Annotated in this window: 19 protein-coding genes; 9 read left to right on the top strand and 10 right to left on the bottom strand. The window is 37.5% G+C overall.

All coding sequences use genetic code 11. The features are described 5' to 3' along the window. Positions 1 to 10: 10 nt before the first annotated feature. Together gltS and hutG are read right to left on the bottom strand one after the other, a co-directional pair. Positions 11 to 1,195 (bottom strand): sodium/glutamate symporter, encoded by a 1,185-nt coding sequence (gene gltS, locus MHI04_RS12530; RefSeq protein ID WP_058843652.1) that lies wholly within the window; start codon positions 1,193 to 1,195, stop codon positions 11 to 13. Continuing rightward, positions 1,192 to 2,157, bottom strand: a complete 966-nt coding sequence (hutG, locus tag MHI04_RS12525) for a formimidoylglutamase (RefSeq protein ID WP_271910087.1) — start codon at positions 2,155 to 2,157, stop codon at positions 1,192 to 1,194. The genes gltS and hutG overlap by 4 nt, the downstream gene beginning before the upstream one ends. A gap of 140 nt (positions 2,158 to 2,297) precedes the next feature. Here hutG and MHI04_RS12520 point away from each other — a divergent pair, with 140 nt between their 5' ends. The 5 genes from MHI04_RS12520 to MHI04_RS12500 all read left to right on the top strand — a co-directional run bounded on the left by MHI04_RS12520 (position 2,298) and on the right by MHI04_RS12500 (position 7,504). Next, positions 2,298 to 3,191, top strand: a complete 894-nt coding sequence (locus tag MHI04_RS12520; protein ID WP_101966727.1) for a LysR family transcriptional regulator — start codon at positions 2,298 to 2,300, stop codon at positions 3,189 to 3,191. Positions 3,192 to 3,870: 679 nt separating this feature from the next. After that, complete coding sequence (locus tag MHI04_RS12515; RefSeq protein WP_342534880.1) at positions 3,871 to 5,106, top strand: acyl-CoA dehydrogenase family protein; 1,236 nt, start codon at positions 3,871 to 3,873, stop codon at positions 5,104 to 5,106. Continuing rightward, positions 5,103 to 5,879, top strand: coding sequence for an SDR family oxidoreductase (locus MHI04_RS12510; RefSeq protein ID WP_036117118.1), 777 nt, complete (start codon positions 5,103 to 5,105; stop codon positions 5,877 to 5,879). The genes MHI04_RS12515 and MHI04_RS12510 overlap by 4 nt, the downstream gene beginning before the upstream one ends. A gap of 12 nt (positions 5,880 to 5,891) precedes the next feature. After that, positions 5,892 to 6,935, top strand: a complete 1,044-nt coding sequence (locus tag MHI04_RS12505) for a phosphotransferase family protein (protein ID WP_330493274.1) — start codon at positions 5,892 to 5,894, stop codon at positions 6,933 to 6,935. A gap of 350 nt (positions 6,936 to 7,285) precedes the next feature. Continuing rightward, positions 7,286 to 7,504, top strand: a complete 219-nt coding sequence (locus MHI04_RS12500; protein ID WP_036117114.1) for a DUF3955 domain-containing protein — start codon at positions 7,286 to 7,288, stop codon at positions 7,502 to 7,504. A 34-nt stretch (positions 7,505 to 7,538) separates the two neighbouring features. Here the strand turns inward: MHI04_RS12500 and MHI04_RS12495 are convergent, their stop codons facing one another. Then, entirely contained in the window at positions 7,539 to 8,024 is a 486-nt protein-coding gene (locus MHI04_RS12495; RefSeq protein WP_058843653.1) for a tetratricopeptide repeat protein, read from the bottom strand. A 591-nt stretch (positions 8,025 to 8,615) separates the two neighbouring features. Between MHI04_RS12495 and MHI04_RS12490 the strand changes: the two genes are divergently transcribed. Continuing rightward, positions 8,616 to 9,461: an alpha/beta hydrolase gene (locus MHI04_RS12490; protein ID WP_036117103.1), complete on the top strand. Its 846-nt coding sequence runs from the start codon at positions 8,616 to 8,618 to the stop codon at positions 9,459 to 9,461. 97 nt (positions 9,462 to 9,558) lie between these two features. Here MHI04_RS12490 and MHI04_RS12485 read toward each other — a convergent pair whose 3' ends face one another. From MHI04_RS12485 to MHI04_RS12470, 4 genes are all read right to left on the bottom strand, one after another. Then, the gene (locus MHI04_RS12485) at positions 9,559 to 9,990 is read right to left on the bottom strand and encodes a hypothetical protein (RefSeq protein ID WP_340834420.1); all 432 of its coding nucleotides are present in this window, start codon (positions 9,988 to 9,990) and stop codon (positions 9,559 to 9,561) included. A 141-nt stretch (positions 9,991 to 10,131) separates the two neighbouring features. Then, positions 10,132 to 10,713 (bottom strand): GNAT family protein, encoded by a 582-nt coding sequence (locus MHI04_RS12480; protein WP_036117099.1) that lies wholly within the window; start codon positions 10,711 to 10,713, stop codon positions 10,132 to 10,134. A gap of 15 nt (positions 10,714 to 10,728) precedes the next feature. After that, positions 10,729 to 11,595: an AraC family transcriptional regulator gene (locus tag MHI04_RS12475; RefSeq protein WP_089932693.1), complete on the bottom strand. Its 867-nt coding sequence runs from the start codon at positions 11,593 to 11,595 to the stop codon at positions 10,729 to 10,731. A gap of 306 nt (positions 11,596 to 11,901) precedes the next feature. Further along, positions 11,902 to 13,095, bottom strand: coding sequence for a Ger(x)C family spore germination protein (locus tag MHI04_RS12470; protein WP_089932925.1), 1,194 nt, complete (start codon positions 13,093 to 13,095; stop codon positions 11,902 to 11,904). A gap of 331 nt (positions 13,096 to 13,426) precedes the next feature. Here MHI04_RS12470 and MHI04_RS12465 point away from each other — a divergent pair, with 331 nt between their 5' ends. Both MHI04_RS12465 and MHI04_RS12460 read left to right on the top strand, forming a co-directional pair. After that, positions 13,427 to 13,591, top strand: a complete 165-nt coding sequence (locus tag MHI04_RS12465) for a hypothetical protein (protein WP_244504829.1) — start codon at positions 13,427 to 13,429, stop codon at positions 13,589 to 13,591. 287 nt (positions 13,592 to 13,878) lie between these two features. Further along, on the top strand, positions 13,879 to 14,091 hold the full coding sequence (locus MHI04_RS12460; protein ID WP_089932695.1) for a hypothetical protein: 213 nt from the start codon (positions 13,879 to 13,881) through the stop codon (positions 14,089 to 14,091). Between the two features lie 805 nt (positions 14,092 to 14,896). On the opposite strand, the gene MHI04_RS12455 is transcribed toward MHI04_RS12460, so the two are convergent. Continuing rightward, positions 14,897 to 16,060: a Ger(x)C family spore germination protein gene (locus MHI04_RS12455; RefSeq protein WP_036117094.1), complete on the bottom strand. Its 1,164-nt coding sequence runs from the start codon at positions 16,058 to 16,060 to the stop codon at positions 14,897 to 14,899. 195 nt (positions 16,061 to 16,255) lie between these two features. Between MHI04_RS12455 and MHI04_RS12450 the strand changes: the two genes are divergently transcribed. Then, complete coding sequence (locus MHI04_RS12450) at positions 16,256 to 16,426, top strand: hypothetical protein (RefSeq protein ID WP_342534879.1); 171 nt, start codon at positions 16,256 to 16,258, stop codon at positions 16,424 to 16,426. Positions 16,427 to 16,920: 494 nt separating this feature from the next. On the opposite strand, the gene MHI04_RS12445 is transcribed toward MHI04_RS12450, so the two are convergent. Then, positions 16,921 to 17,433 carry a hypothetical protein gene (locus MHI04_RS12445; RefSeq protein WP_101966725.1) on the bottom strand — a complete coding sequence of 171 codons (513 nt, stop codon included), beginning with the start codon at positions 17,431 to 17,433 and terminating at the stop codon, positions 16,921 to 16,923. A 129-nt stretch (positions 17,434 to 17,562) separates the two neighbouring features. Further along, complete coding sequence (locus MHI04_RS12440; protein ID WP_101966724.1) at positions 17,563 to 18,984, bottom strand: VanZ family protein; 1,422 nt, start codon at positions 18,982 to 18,984, stop codon at positions 17,563 to 17,565. Positions 18,985 to 19,156 lie beyond the last annotated feature (172 nt).

Here is a 19,156-nt window from a genome sequence, read left to right as displayed (position 1 = left end):
ACAGCTCCTTTTATTTAAATAAATTAATGGTTGTAATAATAATAGGAATCCCAAACACGTCGATTAAAAAGGCGCCGACAATTGGTACAACAAGAAAGGCTTTTTGAGAAGGTCCGAAGCGTTGCACAACAGCTGACATATTTGCCATAGCATTTGGCGTTGCCCCTAAACCATGTCCTGCAAAACCAGCTACCATCACAGCTGCATCGTAGTTTTTGCCGAGTAGCTTAAACAAAACGAAGATACTAAATACGACAATAAAGAATACTTGCACAAAAACGATGATGAATAATGGTAGCGCTAAATCAGCAATTTCCCATAATTTGATACTCATTAATGCCATTGAAAGGAACACGCCTAATGTTACATCCCCAATTAATGAAATGCTTTTCATATTAATTGCTTGAGGTTTAACTTTATCCATAATATTACGTACTAATACAGCCACAAACATTGCGCCTACATAGCCTGGTAGGACGAAGCCTGTTGCTTCTGAGAATAATGTCCCAACATATGTGCCGACAGCCATGCTGAACGTAATCAATAAGACTTGTGTAAAGAACGAGTCAGATGTAATTTGTTCGTGTTTATTTTCATATTCGACTGCTTCAGCTTCTTGTTCATCAGGTGTTAAATTGTATTTACCGACTAAATATTTGACAATCGGACCACCAATTAATCCACCAGCAACTAGACCACAAGTTGCGGCAGCAGCCCCAATCGTCATGGCTGAGGAAATGCCCAAATCTTCTAATGTTTGTCCAAATGCGGCAGCAGCCCCATGACCACCTTCCATGGAAACAGCACCAGCCATCATTCCGATTAAAGGATGAATCCCCATGAGGGAGGCAAGTGATACCCCAATGACATTTTGCATTAAAGCAAGGAAGCCACAGGCTAGCCAATAAATAACTAATAATTTTCCTCCGAGTCTCACTAATTTAAAGCTTGCCCCTAAGCCTATCGTTGTGAAGAACGTAATCATAAATAAGCTTTGCAAGGACGTATCGAGCGATATTTCTAGAACACCAGTTGTTTTTAAGATGGTAGCGAGAGCAGCGAACAATAAACCACCTACCACTGGAGCTGGAATACAAAATCGCTTTAAAAATCCAATTTTATTAATAAGAAAGCTTCCCAATGCAAAGAGTGCGACGGCTAAAAACACCGTTGTTATTTGATTAATTTCGATCATGAGCCTTGCCCCCTAAGTAAGTTGTTCAGTGCTTCATACACAAAATAAGCACCTAATTTAACCGTTCGTCCATTTTCATCTAATAACGGATTGACCTCACAAACATCAAATGAATGTGTATGAGGATGTGCAGTGACTTTTTGTAGGATCGTGCGTACAGTTGATGGGTCAAGTCCAAACGGTGAAGGTGCACTTACACCTGGAGCAAACGCTGCATTCAAGACATCCATACATAAGGTTAAAAGAACATAATCATGTTGATCCATATAGTGTTGTAGCTCATCCAATAATTGCTGTTGGTTGGCTACTGTCATGTGATCTTCAAACACATACTTTACCTGTAATTCATCCGCTTTTTCGAACAGTTCTCTTGTATTGCCATAGCGTTGAATACCGACAACAAAATAATCAGCATATGGATCCTGTTCTAAAATTTGACGGAACATAGTACCAGAAGAAGGTTGTTCATCGTATGGTCGTAAATCAAAATGAGCATCTATATTAATAATGCCGATTTTAGCATCCTTTGATAATGCCGAACGAACACCTAAATAATGGCCATAAAGTGTTTCATGACCGCCCCCAAGCACAATACATTGACATTTTTTTTGCAATACTGTTCCGACAATTTCACCAAGCTCACGCTGCGCTTCCTCTAAATCATGATTAAGACAAACGATGTTGCCAACATCAATGATTTGTTGATCATCCTCAAATGTCCACGGTAAACTAGCTAGTCCTTCCCGTAGTGCGTTCGGTCCATTGGCTGCTCCTAAACGACCCTGATTTCGACGTACCCCTTCATCGCAAATAAAACCAACGAGTGCAGCCCTTTTCTTATCTGAAGCGCTTACATCATTAATCGCCAATCTTTTTACTTGTTGATGTAAACGAAAACTGCTTGTATTTGTCGTTGAATCTATACGGCCTTTCCATTGTTTTTGATCTGTTAGTGTGTACATAATCCTATTCACCCCATTGCTAAAATTATTGTAGAAAAAGTATTGTTGTAATTCATTATATATTCACATAATTATAATTACTAATATATAATTAATATTAACTTATAGCTTTTAACTATAAATGAAGGAGGATTATATAAGTGGATATTAAACAACTACACTATTTTATTGCTGTTTCAGAACAAAGGAATTTCTCGAAAGCCGCAGAAAGACTGCATATTTCGCAGCCTTCCTTAAGTAATGCTATCAAAAAATTAGAACAAGAGATTGGTTCCCCCTTATTGGAGAGAAATACTAGAAATCTGCAATTAACAGAAGCTGGAGAGCTACTTTTTGAACGGGCAAAAGTTATTGTGAAAAATATGGAAGTATTGAAAATTGAAATGGATGAAGTCATTGTTCATGGCACGAGGGACATCACCATTGGTGTTATGGAATCCATCAAGCATTGGTTGCCTAAAGTAATCGCTAACTATAAAAAGGATTATCCACAAATGAAGATTCATTTAGTCGATATTTTAGGCAGTAAACGTGTGAAGAAATCGTTAAAAAGCTATAAAACCCATTTAATCATAACGAATCAGTTAATGGATGATCCAGAGTTGGAAGTCCAAACCTTATATGAAGAGAGGTTGGTTGCAGTGTTACCCTTACACCATCCGTTAGCCAGGAAAGAGACTTTAACCATCTCGGATATTAGTGAAGAGCCATTTATTATTAGTACCGAGGGCTTTCAAACAAGACACGATATTTTAACGATGTTTGAAAAGGCTGGGAAAAACATCAACATACAATTTGAAATCGAACGTTTTGAAACGGCTGTCTCACTAGTGCGTGAACAGTTAGGGATAACGATATTACCTGAAAACTATTTGCAAGGACCAACAGCCAAAACCATTGTAAAAAAAGAGATTGAAGGTGCAAATTTAAGTCGCAATGTTTATTTAGTATCTTTAAAAAATCGTCATTTACCATTGGCTATCCGACAATTATTGAAAGATATTTTGCATTCTTTTGAAAATAAGATGCTATAACTTGCAAGCAATCCTTAAGTCATGTTTTTTCTGTTTTATTAGAAAATTCATAATAGAACATTGCTTTACTAGAAAAATAGCGGTAACATTTAATGTAAGAATGAAAATGAATATTCATTCATTTTATGTTGTTGAAATAAGATCATGGCAATAGCAGAAAAAGACTTTTTGGCAAGGCGAGGGGGTGATTTCCGTTCCGCCAGCGTCCTTTCCAGGGGGGCGTCCGATGAGCCGCTTCACTCACTGCGTTCTCTCTAGGGTCTCACCTGTGACGTTAGTGACGCTAGCTCCACTCCACTCCAATCAACCATGTGGTAAAAGTGTCTTTTCCTTCTCTTTCATACGAGCCGTAGTGAACAAAATAGCCCTTTATTTTCAATGTGAAGAAGTGGTAAGTGACAACACATCTCCATAAAGGGTAGTGAATAACTTCACTTTAGTTGAAAACCTTGCTAAAAAGAAACATTTATATGAATTGGAGTGGAAGGGGGATAGTGAGACAGGCGAGCCTCTAAACGGAGCGGAAGCGGCTCGGCGCTCGCCGACAGGAAAGCAAGTAGCCTGCAACGGAAATCCATTTTCACCTTTCACAAAAATGCTATGGATGGTTTTGTTTTTCAACACGATGAAAATGAATTTTCATTCATTTTTAAAGTTCAAGCAAAGGGGGTATCTTCCAATGAATTTTTCTTATAGTGAAAAAGTTGTGAAGTTACAGGACAAGCTAACGAATTTTATGGAGCAATACATTTATCCAAATGAGGCTGTTTATGCAGCGCAGGTAGAGGCTATGAAGGATCGTTGGGGAGCGATTCCACCCATTATGGAGGAATTGAAACAGAAGGCACAACAGGCGGGATTGTGGAATTTATTTTTGCCAGATAGTGAATATGGAGCAGGATTAAGCAATTTAGAATACGCCCCTTTATGTGAAATTATGGGACGTTCACTACTGGCACCAGAAGTGTTTAATTGTAATGCACCAGATACTGGAAATATGGAAGTGCTTGTACGTTATGGCTCAGCACAACAAAAAAAGCAATGGCTTGAACCATTGTTACGAGGAGAAATACGGTCATGCTTTGCGATGACGGAGCCCGCTGTTGCATCTAGTGATGCTACCAATATAGAGGCGAGCATTGAGCGAGATGGCGATGAATACATTTTAAATGGCCATAAATGGTGGACGACAGGTGCTGGGGATCCTCGCTGTAAAGTGGCCATTTTTATGGGTAAACATAAGGATACAAATGCCCCTATCCATGAGCAACAGTCTATGATTCTCGTACCGATGGATACACCAGGGGTAAAAGTAGAGCGTATGCTGACTGCTTTTGGCTACGATCATGCACCAGAGGGTCATGGTGAAGTTACCTTTACCAATGTACGTGTACCAGTGGACAATATTTTATGGGGAGAAGGAAAAGGGTTTGCCATTGCTCAAGGTCGACTAGGACCGGGAAGAATTCATCACTGTATGCGTCTCATCGGTGCTGCGGAGCGCGCATTGGAGGAAATGTGTGTGCGTGTTCAGGAGCGACAGGCGTTTCATCGACCGTTGGCAGATCAAGGAGTAATGCGTGAGCGTATTGCTGAATCTCGTATGGATATTGAGCAAGCAAGACTTTTAACATTGAAAGCGGCCTATATGATGGACACAGTAGGCAATAAAGAGGCTAAAGCTGAAATTGCTATGATTAAGGTAGTGGCACCAAATATGGCACTAAGGGTTATTGACCGAGCCATCCAAGCATTTGGTGCGGCTGGTGTTGGGCCAGATACGACGCTTGCTGCACAATGGGCAAACTCACGAACATTACGTTTAGCAGATGGTCCTGATGAAGTACATCGTAATACCATTGCTAAATTAGAATTGAAAAAGCATGCGAAAAAACAAGAGGAGCTGATGAAATGACGGTCCTAGAGTTATTTAGCTTAAAAGGTAAAACAGCGATAGTGACAGGTGGGGGACGGGGACTCGGAGCGCAAATTGCTCAAGGATTTGCAGAGGCTGGGGCCAATGTCGTCTTATGCTCAAGAAAAGTGGAAGCGTGTGAGGAGATTGCCATAGCACTTGAAAAGCTAGGTGTTCAAACATTAGCACTAGCCTGTGATGTCACAAAACCAGAGGATATTGCTAATGTGGTGGCTAAAACGATTACTACATTCGGTAAAATAGATATTTTAGTCAATAATAGTGGTGCTTCATGGGGGACACCTGCCATTGATATGCCCTACGAAGCCTGGCAAAAAGTATTTGATGTCAATGTCAACGGGACCTTTTTGATGAGCCAAGCAGTGGGCAAAATTATGCTGGAGCAGAAAAGCGGCAAAATTATTAATATTGCTTCCATCGCAGGACTTGGGGGCACACTTCCCGCCTTTATGGATACCATTGCCTATAATGCGAGTAAAGGGGCCGTTATAACCTTAACGAAGGATTTAGCTGTTAAATGGGGACCACACGGTGTCAATGTCAATGCGATAGCACCTGGATTTTTCCCAACGAAAATGTCCAATGTTTTAATTGAACGAGGACAGGACTATTTGATGGACGTTACACCGTTAAAACGTTTAGGCTCAGAAAATGATTTGAAAGGTGTGGCGTTATTTTTAGCAGCACCAGCTTCAGACTATGTAACAGGTGATGTCATTGTTGTAGATGGGGGCATGAGCTCTATCATTTAGGGAGGGAATAAAATGGATACGATGCAAGTAAGGGCAAGTGAGCGTTTAGATGTGGACAAATTACATGCCTTTTTGGCAAGCTATTTTCCTGAGCTACCACAGGGTGAACTTGAAATTTCGCAATTTAGTGCAGGGCATTCCAATTTAACGTATTGTTTAAAAATAGCTGATTTCGAAGTCGTTCTTCGTCGTCCACCGCTTGGACCAGTAGCCAAGAAAGCACATGATATGAAGCGTGAATTTACAATTTTATCAGCATTGCATCCGTTTTTAACAGCGGTTCCAAAGCCATATGTCTATGTAGAGGATCGAGATGTTATTGGTAGCGACTTCTTTTTAATGGAGCGCAAAAAAGGTATTGTTCTCGATACGCATTTTCCAAATGGGACAGAGCCAACAGAGGAGCTAGCCCGTCAGTTGTCCGAAATGATGGTAGACTCTTTAGTGGCGCTTCATGCCATTCCCTACCAAGACACAGCGTTAAAGGATATGGTGAAGCCTGATGGATTTATGGAACGACAAGTTCATGGCTGGATAGAGCGCTATGAAAAGGCCAAAACAGCAGAGCATGCGGAAGTAGCTATTTTGACAGAGTGGTTAAAAAATCATATTCCTTCCAATAATGAGGCAACCATTATTCATTATGACTATAAATTAAATAATGCGATGTTTTCTGAGGACTATGCCGAAATGATTGGCCTTTTTGATTGGGAAATGACGACGGTAGGGGACCCATTAGCCGATGTCGGTGTAGCAATGAGCTACTGGATGCATGCGGATGACCCGAAAATGTTGTTATATGCACTGGGAGAACCACCAGTAACCATTTTACCAGGCTTTTATACGCGACAACAGTTTATTGAACGATATGCGGAGAAAAGTGGGCGAGATGTTTCGACTATTCATTATTACTGTACATTTGCTTATTTCAAATTAGCCGTTATTTGTCAGCAAATTTATTATCGTTATGCTAAGGGGCAAACACAGGACGACCGCTTTGCTCAGTTGGATAAAATGGTCGCTGCACTCATACAACAGGCTTCTAAATCGATATAAATTCTAAAAAACGGTTACTTTTTACTAAGTAACTGTTTTTTTATTGCTCTCAATAACAGATTATCCGACATTATAAAATATAATTATTTATAGCTACTCGCACCAACCCTTCTTAATAGCCAAAACAACACACGTAAAAAAATTAAGAGAGATGGAATGTATGTTCTTATTTTATCACATATGCCTTCTTTTTGCGAAAAAAAGGATTTTATATAAAACAACAATATTTTATTGTTTATCGATAAATAATTGTTGACTTAGAATGTGTATAAAGCTATTATAACAATAGTGAATAGGTGTTTGATAATTGATCAAATACAAATTTAAACAAATAGATGGAGGAAGCAACAATGAAAAAATATTTACTAGCTACAATTCCAATGGTACTTGGGGTTTTATGTTTATTTATAAAGGGGATTATTGGTGATGAAATATTAGCGGATGGAACGATCGTGGAGAAGAATTTCTTTTTCATTCCATTAAGCTATCTATTTTTCTTTAGTGGCATACTGACATTCTTATTTATGGCCCTTTTTTCAAAAATAAAAAATATGAATGTCGCAAAATAATGCTAAAACAGGCCCTAAATAGGAGCCTGTTTTTTTACGACCATATTTGATCAAGTTTATCGCTGTAATAGTGAATAGCTTTTTTATAATCTTGAATGCCCTGATGATTGGTTGTACGTAATAATGTCTGAAGTAATGTCTCCATCGATTTTACATGGTTGCCAAGATTGTAAAGTGTCATGGCATAGAAGACCTTGACATGCTCGGCTTCAGGGAATTCGTGAATGGCTTGTATAAAGATTTGTTCGGCTTGCTCATATTGCCCTAATGTCCGATAAGTGCTACCTAAACCAAGATAAGCATCTATTAAAACATCTGGTTCCAGTCCTAATTTAATCGCTTTTTCATAATGGGGGACTGCCTCCTTTTCTTTTCCTAAAGAATCAAAGGTCCAGGCACATTGAAATTGATAGTAAGCATTTTCAGGATGTTCCTTGACTAGTCCCACCATCAATTGATTTGCTTCCTCAAGCTGTCCGTTTTTTCTCAATGTGATAAGATGTGCTATTTGTTTATCCATATTATTAACCCTCTCGTTATATTTTATAATAAATTACCATTCGCGAAAATAATCTTCAATCAACAATTCGAATGAATCTACTAATAGCCTCATTTCTCCCGAATCATGATAACAAATGAAAACCTTACCTGATGAATCGATAAAAATGGGATTGCCCTCACCATCCATTGAAAAGACATAGCTAGTGTCTAGAATGTTTGGAGATAGAACATCTTTGTATTGGTGACGAAAATCCAGGGTTAGTTAAATCGACAACGGTTTCGTTTCCAATACTAGAGCCATTAGAAAAAGCATGAACTGCTATTCCAGCATAGGCACCCCCAAATATTTCAATGAATGTTACATAATCAGCATGAAATTGTACATGAGGTTGCTGCTGATCTTCTTGGCTAGCTGGAGTGCCTACTAAGGAATGCTGATCCTTTTGTTTATTATACATGATCTCGAATTGCTAGAAACCTGTAGGAATGGTATTGTTTATGTCATAGTAACATTCATGAGGTGATAGAATGCTAGAGCGTTCAATGGAAAAAACACGGGAACATCAAGAGGAAAGGAAGTGATTAAACAAAACAAGAAAAGAGGATTAAGATGATGACTTATCAAAAAATAATTTGTGATGGATTTGAATTAAATTATTGTATAAAAGGGCAAGGTCAGCCGATTTTGGTGGTGGGTAGCAGTGTTTATTATCCGCGTTTGTTCTCTGAAAACTTTTCCCAACATTTTCAGCTTATTTTTTTAGATCATCGAGGATTTGGCAAGCCAACTCGTGCATTTAAACAAGCTGATTATACATTGGATAAAATAGTGGAGGATATAGAGCATGCAAGACAAATCCTAAAGCTAGATGACTTAATTATTGCAGGGCATTCGGGGCATGCATTTATGGCGGTGGCGTATGCCAAAGCCTACCCTCAGCATGTTCAAAAAATGATCCTATTAAATACAGCAACAACGAACAGCCAAAAGAGACAGCAACAAAGTTTGTCTTATTTTGAGGCATATGCAAGTGCGAAGCGTAAACATCAATTTCAGCAGGATATTGCTTTATTGGAACAGGATCTAAAGAGAGAACCTGAACGACGTTTTGTTCATATGTGTATTCGGATGGGTGCACATAGCTTTTATGATTACACATTCAACGCTACCTCTACATGGGATGGCGTGTATCCGAATATGGAAATCATTGATTATCTTTGGGGTGTAGCTTTTGCTGAGCAGAACCTTTTACAGCAAATACATCACTTAAACATGCCGATTTTTGTCGGTCTAGGTAGGTATGATTATTTAGTTGCGCCTGTATCATTATGGGATGCAATGGAGTGTACTCCTCATGTAAAGAAAGTTATTTTTGAAAAAAGTGGTCATAATCCTATGCTGGAAGAACCTGAATATTTTGATGAACAATTAATTGCATGGATAAACGAAGGATAGTTATTTTTGGCTGGTGATGCTTTTATAGCAAATAACCAGCCTTTTTCCTTTCTTTAACCATAAAAAAGGCTACTCCCAAAAGGGAAGAGCCAAAGTATTAGCTTGCAGAACAAGCTTTGCGTATCGCATCAATTTGTCGACAGTCAATCATCACAGGAACGGCTTGATCATCTATTTGAAGGAAATACCCACAGCAACTTTGCGAATCAAGATAGATAAAGTAAATACTTAAAAATTGACAGCCGTTCGAGAGGTATACATCGACTAAAGTTCCAGGTTTAAAATATTCTAAATGATGGCAAATACAACTGTCACACTGCTTTTTGGCTTGCTCCTTCTTCTTATATGTTTTTTCATATTGGGGGCTATTATAGTATTTGATTGTATATGACTCTTCCTCATCCACATGATGATCGATGTCAGAATAGTAACCTGAGCAAAAATTCTTTGAGGCACAATAGCATTTAGCAAACTTATGATAATTATTAAACTCCCAATTCATTCGTTTTAAAGATCTGTTTTCATCCATTCCTTAAACGCTCCTTTATGGTTTGAATGTCTTGCTAGCACGAGGCACCTATTTCTAATCTATGTCAAAGAGCATTTGGGAGATGGTAAAATGTCCAATTGTTTGTAGAATAAAAGAAAAGACTAGACTCACAAGTAGAGTCTAGCTTTGCAGATCATGTTTGCAATCGCCTTGCAATAAACTATATATTTCTAAATCGACAACTCCTTTACCAGACCATAATGAAGCTTGTCTCAATAGACCCTCTTTTAAAAAGCCATTTTTTAGCAGGACTTTTTTCGAAGGCTCATTTAACGGCATGACCTCAGCTTGAATTCGATTAACATTTACATCCTCTAATAAAAATTTCACAATGATTTCGACTGCCTCTGTAGCGATGCCTTTGCCCCAAGATGTCTCAGCTAAATAGTAACCAATTGTTACCATATCTACTTTTTGATTAAAGTCCATTGCTTCGATAATACCTACTAGTTTTTCACTTTGTGATTTTTCGAAAATACCCCATTTAATTCTGCTTTTCTTCGAATAATCTCGTTCAAAATGAGCAATCATTTTTTGAACAGTTTGTAAGTTGTGTTTTGGGATGATTCCGCAGTACTCAAATACTTTGTCATTATCATAAATGGCAAATAATTCTTGTAAATGGGATTCTTCTATTTTTTTTAATTCCAAAGTTGTTGAATGTAAGATTGGGAATTGTTTAAATACTTTTTCAATAATCATTGATGTTGCTCCTTTTTATTCTTTAATGGGAATGTATATTGTCATCTTCATATCATGTGGATAGATAGATTGCATGACATCGGTTATTTCAAAATCAGGGCCTGCATCTCGCTCATAATTAGAGTTTGGTAGCCATACTCCGTAAATGTAACGTCTTGTATTTTGAATTCCTTCCGCAGTGCTATTCAATGTGAATTCCGCATATTTACCAGCAGGAATTTCAAGGTGAACGAAGCCTTTCTCTAATTGCTCCTCAAAGCAATGAACTTCCTCTCCTACAATAAAGGAAAATTGACCATCCTCTTGAAAACCTGTAGAAATGCCATATGCCATATTAGGGGCTACCTTATGTGAGATTCGCTCATAATACTGCTGTTGGCCAAAATCTAAATAAAAGCTTGGGATGTCTGCATAATACTGATCGTTTTGTAAGGACGTTTTGTATTCATAGCCAGTGATACATTTTTTAGGTAATTGAAGTATTTCTGGTCGCTGCATAGGGAGTTCTCCTTCCAGTTTATAATCCAAAAAGTTCATTTTGGTTAGAAGTGGTATGGAGTTGGCTCCTTTTCGGTACTTAGCAGGTGTGACGCCAAAATATTGAACGAATGCTCGTGTAAACGCCTCTTGAGAACCATATTGAAAGTTGATCGCAATTTCCAGTATGTTCTTGGGAGTAGTTACTAATAGAGAGGCCGCTTCAGAAAGCCTTCTGTTGCGAATATACTGCTGTACCGAAAATCCTGTAATAGCTTGAAAAAGTCGTTGGAAATGAAATGCAGAAAAGTAAGATTGGGAAGAAATAGCTGTGATCGTTAACTTTTCCTGTAGATTGTCCTCAATAAACTCTATGGCGTTTTGTATTCTTTCAAAATAATCCATACCATCATCCTTTCTCGACTTAATAGTACTGTTTCAGCGAAAGTATTTTTTGATAATTTGTGCTAATTTGTACATTAAATGGTCATCAACATGAAATCAATAGAAATATTGAATTAAACGTTCAATTCAAATTTACAAGATAATGATAGTTAGCTCTATGTTCCCATTTTTCTTTGGCATAATATGTTCAGCGAATTACACGTATCTTAAAACAACCTAATCAAGAAACGTCACTCATTACATTTGAAGCGGCTGTTAATGGAAATGACCAGCACTCTGAAAAAGAGTCTGGTCATTTTTGGTTGCTTAATTTAGTTTTAATTTTGTAGCAGTCCCGATTCCTTTTGTATGAACATCGACCTTAATACGAACGATTAGCTCGGGATAAAGGGTTGGCCAGTCTTTTTTTATTCGATTCCATGCATGGTAGTCCTCTCGGTGTAGCACTTCACTAAATTTTAAAATGTCGGCTTGATAGGTTTGTTGGATCGTATGAAGCGTGCGTTCTAAGCTCTCTTTAATTTGTCTACTCGTCTCTTTATTTAATGCATCGATAGTTTCAGGTTTCGTTAAATCCAGATGACAACCTACCTCAGCTATGTTTTGGTCAATATCAAGTTGAATCGTAATGGAAGGGCTGTCATTTTGAAAATGGCCCGTCACTTTTGTTGAAGAATTGATAATTTCTGTCGATATTTTTCCTTGCTCAGGGCAGGCAATATTTTCAAACGTGCTTTTTATATGATTGTTTAAAAAATTATAATCTCTGCTTTCTTGTTCGGTTAAAAAGCCAATTAGCTTATAATTTTTAAAAACGGCCATTCCACCATATTGTAATTGTACAGGGCTCTCAATTTTTTCTATATTGCTAATAGATTTTCCAATATCCGCATCTCCGAGTATTTGAATAGAAGGTAATACGGCACTATGATCAATACCACCTAAAGATTGGACTAAATCATCTAAAATTACAGATTCTGTCGTTCCCCATGCAGCTTCTGAAACCTTTAAGGATTTAAACATTTTACTGGCAGGAACATCCTCTAGCGGTGTTAAAACACTTAAAATTTCTTGTGCAGTCGATTCTTGGGTAACGATAATGTTAAATTCGCTCCGACCCTCAGCATCTCTTTGAAATAAATCCAAAATGCTATTCATTCCTTCTTTAGCCATTTCCTCTCCAATAATAATGATCTGAGCATGTGCATAATAAGGCTTCCTTGGCGTTAGCGTTGTTAATTTTCGAATGGCATCAAATAAGGATTTTCCCTTTGCGTGATAGGTGAAAACAGGAACTTGAAAGCTGGTTGCTTTGTTCGAGGCTACTTGACTAGGGTTAACGATTTGAACGGAGATTTCAACAAGCTCGTCTGATTTATCGACCCCAACAGCCGTAACAATGGCTAATTCGTTTAACTCTCGTTTATTCCAACAGCCACCTAGCAAGAGAATCACGCTAAGCAGTAGGATGAAAAATAGTGTGTGTTTGATGATGGGCACCTCCTCTAGGAAAAGGGCTAAGTCATTTCCGATACTATTAAGGATAAGCAAAAGCCATGCAAAATAATCGATATCGACGAGATTCTTTTTGGAGGAAAGTAAAGTATGGAAAGGGAACCTGTATGTATAAAAGCGAGGAAATGGAGGAAATGGCAATGAAGGAAATAGTAATAGGTGTAGAAGCTATTTTTATCTCGAACCCAAATTATCGGCAAAATGGTATGAGGACATATTGCTTTTAAGCTTCTATATAGGACGGGGCAGCTGTCATGATAATCGCTAAACAATGTCCAACCGTCACTTGCTTAGTAAAAGCAAAGGAACATCAGCCATGATGTTTTCCAGAGAAATATTTTGGGTTGGTAATTTTAATTACATGTCGCGCAATATTGAAGAGACCTATCAATTTTTAGTGGATCATGATGTGAAAGTCAATGCTCTAGGAGGGGAGGGAAAAACAAAAGATGGAAATCCTTTAGGGGTTTATCAATCATAAGCGGGTCACTGCATGAACAGTGACCCTAGTAACAAGTCTTGGAGGTGTAAGGCTAATTAGCTTTACACTACTATAGTATACTGATTCTCTATATTGAAGTAGTTAATTGCCTGGGAAATAGAGAGAAAATTGAGAATTATGAAAAATGCTGTTCAACCCCAAAAAAAGGAAGTAGCAGTGTACCATAGGCTTTCTATAAATTATGTGATGGAACAACTGGAAATGGTGAGTTTCATGACACCTTTTATAGTAACCATTCACCAGACAAGCTAGGCATTCAATACAGTGTGAAAAATAAAGGCACACAACAATTTAGTTGGAAAATGATTGACTCAGATGGCAAGCTATGGGCTCAAGGGACATTAGCAGCTGGAAAAGCACATACGGCAATACTGGAAAAAGGAAGCTATACTATGCCAGAAGGAATGTATTCTATGTCCATTATTACGATAGATGGTGCGGAGGGCATGTTTGATTTTGTTGTAAAATTGGTGGAATAAAAACTTTTTAAAATAGATGTAACTTTTTTAAAACATCACTCGTCTAACTCATTAGTAGAATACAAAAACTAAAGCAAACTAGTAACATTCACTTTTCACAAAGGGACCAGGAGCACATTTTTCGTGTTTTCCTGGTCTTTTTGTGTAGCATTATCGATTTTTAACGAAAAAATGAAACCTTTATGGAATTTAGACGTATTCTTAATTGAATCAAAAGCTAAGCAAAATTAGTAAGATTCACTTTCACTAAAAAGGCTAGGACCCACATGAGGATGTAGGGATCTAGTCCTTTTTGTATATTTGTATAGTGATCAAGAAGATTTTCATAGTGTTGAAAAACAAAACAAGCAATAGAATTTTAGTAAAATAGCATCTTTTTCAACAATATGAGAGGACCAGCGCTCATGGAGAGTGACTGGTCCTTTTGTTTACTTGCTCTGCAAAGTATTTTATAGAATAAACACTATAAAATTTGAAAGGGCAATTTATTTTCTCGAAAAACCATTAAATCCCCTTAAAAGTTTATTGGAAAATATTTTAACTTGTTCAGTGCTCCAACTTATCGTAGTATTATAACGAATCAAAACTAAGCAAATTAGTAAGATTCACTTTCACAATAAAACCAGATGCTCCTCAAAGATGAGCACCTGGTTTTTTGTTTTAGCGGTCAACTATTCATATTAGCTGATATTTTTAATTTGTAGTAGCATACAGACAACAAATCAATCCGTCAGAAAATATGATGCCTCCGATCATTCTAAAGCAGGCTATACAGCTTTCCATCATGCTGGCAGCTATAGGGGTCTTATTCTTCAATGGTCTCTTCATACGTTTTACGACCCGGGTTTATTTTTGTTACTTGGATCGTTATGTCCCCAATGGAATCCTTTGTTAAAGGGATTTTTCCATCTTTCTCTAACTTTTTCCACGTCTTGACGTTGGAGCGATAGAGATACTCTGAAAAACGATAAATATCAACGTCCAACTTTAAACCTTCCTCATAGGTTGTCAATATTTGTTTTTTTACTTCTTTTATAATATTGGCTCTCACCTCATCAGAGTTTATTTTTCCCTTAAATCCATTCAAGGTAGCACGCAAATGAATCGTAATATCAAATGTCACTTGGTTATTCTTAATGACAGGCTTCACTTTGACATCTAATTTATCTAAATCAGCGGTTAGATAATCTCTTTCGCCACCTTCTAATTTAAAGGTGACCTCTCCGCGACTAGTTTCATTATGCATCCATTGATTGCCTTTTGCTGCAGAATTCTTAATAAAGCCTTTAAAGCCATCCTTTGAGAGAATTCCTACACCTGAGAACGTTGTTTCTTCAACTTCTTCATCCATCGTTTCCCAATCTTTCATGATGGACACGTAGGGGATACTGACCTCATGGCTCGGTTCATTTAAACCAATAATTAAATTTCTTAAGTTTTGAGGCTCAATAAAGGATTCTTGTTGCGTTGTATTGACAGGATTACTTAATTTTGAAGAAGTCAGAGAATTTCTTAAAATCGGTGTGATAAGCATGACATCTTTAATGGGGTCCGTTGTACTGTAGACCCAAATATGATAACGAGTCTCTCGAAAACGAATGAACGTATCAATCACAGGGATACTTCGTTCATTTTCCATGGCTCGTTCTGTAAAGAGCAAATACCTCATATGCCCCCAAAAGATCTCCTGGTCAGAGGAACGATACAATTTATAAATTGCTTCTTCCACGGTTTTACCTTCAGCAAAGCCTACTTCAGCAGGTGCAACATTGCCACTAGGCTGATCGGATTTCGCTACATCAGCAAAATTAATAATTTGTAAATAAACCTTGTACTGATTATCCTCATAATCTACCCCAACGGCATTGACATAATACATTCTTTGAGGCTCCGTCACATCCCAACAACCGGTCATAAAAAAGGCAGACGTTAAAATGAATAGGAGAAATACGATATGTTTTTTTGTCATCATGTCCCTACTTTTATATTTGGTTAGTTATCAAATAGTTTTGACAAAAATATAAAGATTTATAAGTATGAATGTTGAATAGAGAATAGGCTATGAAGGATATGAATATTCGCGAAGAGAAGTGAAATACTCGCGGAGAGGAGTGAAATACTCGCGAAGAGGAGTGAAATACTCGCGAAGAGGGGTGAAATACTCGTGAAGAGGAGTGAAATACTCGCGGAGAGGAGTGAAATACTCGCGAAGAGGAGTGAAATACTCGCGGAGAGGGGTGAAATACTCGCGAAGAGGGGTGAAATACTCGCGAAGAGGGGTGAAATACTCGCGGAGAGGAGTGAAATACTCACGAACGGAGTAAATAACTTATAGCGTGGTACAATATAAGAGAATGTGTTAATGTAAGTCGCATTAACACACATCGTTTACTTATTTATTCTCTATTAATATGATTAAAAACATGGGTCTCCATTAGTTTATCTTACATTGCAAGAATATATTAGTATGTCCTCTGGTTCTTCCATGAAACTGATTATTAATACTGTCTGAAGTAAGCAGTGGAATGCATGGACAGTGTAAGATGATATTTTCGGTAACTTCACGACACATTATCACAGAGGAACATTCGTTTTTCCTGAACTTTTTGCAGCATTTTTCAGAAAGATTCTCAGCTAGTACAAATTTTTTATACACTACAAACATAGTATACATAAAACTCAAAGTATAAAAAGTTAAGCCTCCCTAAAAATAGCTCCCATCTCTAAAAAGGTAGATATGAGAGCTAAATTCCTATGGTATCGCAGCTGTTGTAACCCAGTTAAGTTATGGCTATTTGAAAAATTCAATAGATATTATGAACGCTCCAATTAACTCAATTGAATAATGGACAAGGAACGATTCGCGTAGTTAGCGATTGGATTGGCCGATGAGGCACTTACTCCTACTAGATCGCCTGCGGATAATGAAGCTTGAACAACATAGGTAGAACTGCTTCTATTTAACACATTAAAAATAGCGAGACCATCTAGAAAAATGGGTTGTCCGTTGACGGTAATACTAACTGTAAAATAGGATTGTAATGGATCAGGTTCTACTGTCGTTTGAGCATTTATCGATATCGCAATTTGATAGACGCCATTGCTTTGCACTACTAATTCATTTCCAGATGGACTTACTGTTACATTAGATAAAGGGCCCACTTGCTGAAATGGAATAGGTGCCGCAATAGGGGATATAATTTCTAAGGTGTCACCTCTTATGGATCCATAACTTAAGACACCAATATTGGGTGTGGGAACAGGACCAGGAATAGCAATAATTTTGGGGAAAGAGTTTGTTTCTTTTTGACAACAGCCCATATTTATATGTTTATAAGACATTAACTACCCTCCTTTTTATTTACTAAAGGTAGTATATTCGACACTTAATTCAGTAATTGGACGAACACCTAAAGCCCAGTTACTCATATTCGAGCCTGGGCTTTTCTCATGTTTGGAGAATATAAAAAGCTATTTTCTTGCCTGAATCAAGGTGAACCAGCTTTTGCCATTCAATGTTCCGGAAACATTGTAAACAGGCTGATAGAAACCTTTTGTATCATACATATGCGTAAGCTCTATTAATTCTATAGACAGTTGATCGCCTTTTTTTATTGTAAGTTCTTCGTCTGTTACGAGTGCATTATATTTTATTTGCGGAAATTCGCCATTCTTAATACGTTCATACACTTCTGTAGGGGACAAAATGTTTACTTCCGTTATAAATTGATGGTTACGTAGATTAGATGATAAGGAATATACATCGCCATCTGGTTTCAGCCCAAGACTTACTTCCCCAAGCCAATAATCTTTGTTGATATTAGCGCGATCTGGAAGTGTCCATTCTAATTCACCATTCTCCCATACAGTAAACTCTGCCTCTTGAGGGAGGAGAGCAAGTTCGTCCATTATTGCCTTCGCCTTGTTAACAGAATCTTGTCCTGCTGCTGTAGTTTGGTCAGGTGTATACAGATTCTCTGTTAATGACCAATTGCCCTGTGAACTGATAAATAATGTATAAGGATTACCTGTGTTGTCTGCCAATAAAATTTCGCGATCCCCTCTATTTTCCGTTGTACTCGTTACGGATAAACCTAGTTTTTTTTGCAGCAAGGTTTCAACTTCGTCATTCTTCATTATTTTCTTATACACGGGGGCAACTGTGGGTGCTGTACTTAAGTCCAATGAAGTGGAGACATCAACACCTGACATATTCGATTTTGTATAGGCATTTATTGCAAGATGACCAAACTCTTGTTGGTTGTAGACAATCATCATCCCAACAAAAATCAAACCCATTATGAGTGGGATGGCCAGATTGCCAATTAGACTTTTTATTTTTACTTTTTTATGCTGAACAATGGAAGCCACAAGTCTATATAACTGGTATCCGATAATCCCACCAATTGAGTTGTTGATTAAGTCATCAAGCTCGAAAATTCCCGCTCCTGTAAGTGTTTGATATGTTTCAATGGATAATGTAGCACTGACGACTACGAGAAAAAGCCACTTGAATAGTTTAAATTTAGGGAAAAGCAGGGGCAAGAAAACGCCTAATGGTACAAACATTAAAATATTAAAAATACAATTTTGAAGATCTCGTAACGAATATTTTTTCCATGCATCGATATAACCACTAAATGGTTGGAGATTCATCTGCAGAAAATGAGAAGAGCCTCGGCCAATAATTGTTAACTCACAAACAAAAACAATATAGCCGATGAAGAGTGCTCCAAGCATAAGTTTTTTTACGTGGTTTCGTTTCCGAACGGATGGTTCCTTTTTATTATAAAAGAAATAATAGAATGCAATGAGTAAAAACTCAACACCAATAATAATCATTACTGGCAGCATTAAAGATTGAATGTTATTGATAATTTCTGTTACGCCCAATTTAAAACGCTCCTAACTGATGATTTAGCTTTTCTTGATGTAATATTGTCGACTTTCCTTATTGTAAATGGAAATTATTAATAATTATTGAGAATATTTATGAAGATTTCTTAAGATTTTGCATCAGCTATACAGGCTTAGGGTGCTGATTTTAATCCCCTAGTGTGGCGTC

The sequence above is a fragment of the Lysinibacillus sp. FSL K6-1151 genome, assembly GCF_038630755.1.
Lineage (GTDB): Bacteria > Bacillota > Bacilli > Bacillales_A > Planococcaceae > Lysinibacillus > Lysinibacillus fusiformis_D.
The sequence above is the reverse complement of the archived record's forward strand: the minus strand, read 5'-3'. Positions and strand labels throughout refer to the sequence as shown.

Coding starts and splice junctions, on each gene's coding strand:
- gltS (WP_058843652.1), bottom strand. CDS start 1,195: ATGATCGAAATTAATCAAATAACAACGGTGTTTTTAGCCGTCGCACTC.
- hutG (WP_271910087.1), bottom strand. CDS start 2,157: ATGTACACACTAACAGATCAAAAACAATGGAAAGGCCGTATAGATTCA.
- MHI04_RS12515 (WP_342534880.1), top strand. CDS start 3,871: ATGAATTTTTCTTATAGTGAAAAAGTTGTGAAGTTACAGGACAAGCTA.
- MHI04_RS12510 (WP_036117118.1), top strand. CDS start 5,103: ATGACGGTCCTAGAGTTATTTAGCTTAAAAGGTAAAACAGCGATAGTG.
- MHI04_RS12505 (WP_330493274.1), top strand. CDS start 5,892: ATGGATACGATGCAAGTAAGGGCAAGTGAGCGTTTAGATGTGGACAAA.
- MHI04_RS12500 (WP_036117114.1), top strand. CDS start 7,286: ATGAAAAAATATTTACTAGCTACAATTCCAATGGTACTTGGGGTTTTA.
- MHI04_RS12495 (WP_058843653.1), bottom strand. CDS start 8,024: ATGGATAAACAAATAGCACATCTTATCACATTGAGAAAAAACGGACAG.
- MHI04_RS12490 (WP_036117103.1), top strand. CDS start 8,616: ATGATGACTTATCAAAAAATAATTTGTGATGGATTTGAATTAAATTAT.
- MHI04_RS12485 (WP_340834420.1), bottom strand. CDS start 9,990: ATGGATGAAAACAGATCTTTAAAACGAATGAATTGGGAGTTTAATAAT.
- MHI04_RS12480 (WP_036117099.1), bottom strand. CDS start 10,713: ATGATTATTGAAAAAGTATTTAAACAATTCCCAATCTTACATTCAACA.
- MHI04_RS12475 (WP_089932693.1), bottom strand. CDS start 11,595: ATGGATTATTTTGAAAGAATACAAAACGCCATAGAGTTTATTGAGGAC.
- MHI04_RS12465 (WP_244504829.1), top strand. CDS start 13,427: ATGATGTTTTCCAGAGAAATATTTTGGGTTGGTAATTTTAATTACATG.
- MHI04_RS12455 (WP_036117094.1), bottom strand. CDS start 16,060: ATGACAAAAAAACATATCGTATTTCTCCTATTCATTTTAACGTCTGCC.
- MHI04_RS12445 (WP_101966725.1), bottom strand. CDS start 17,433: ATGTCTTATAAACATATAAATATGGGCTGTTGTCAAAAAGAAACAAAC.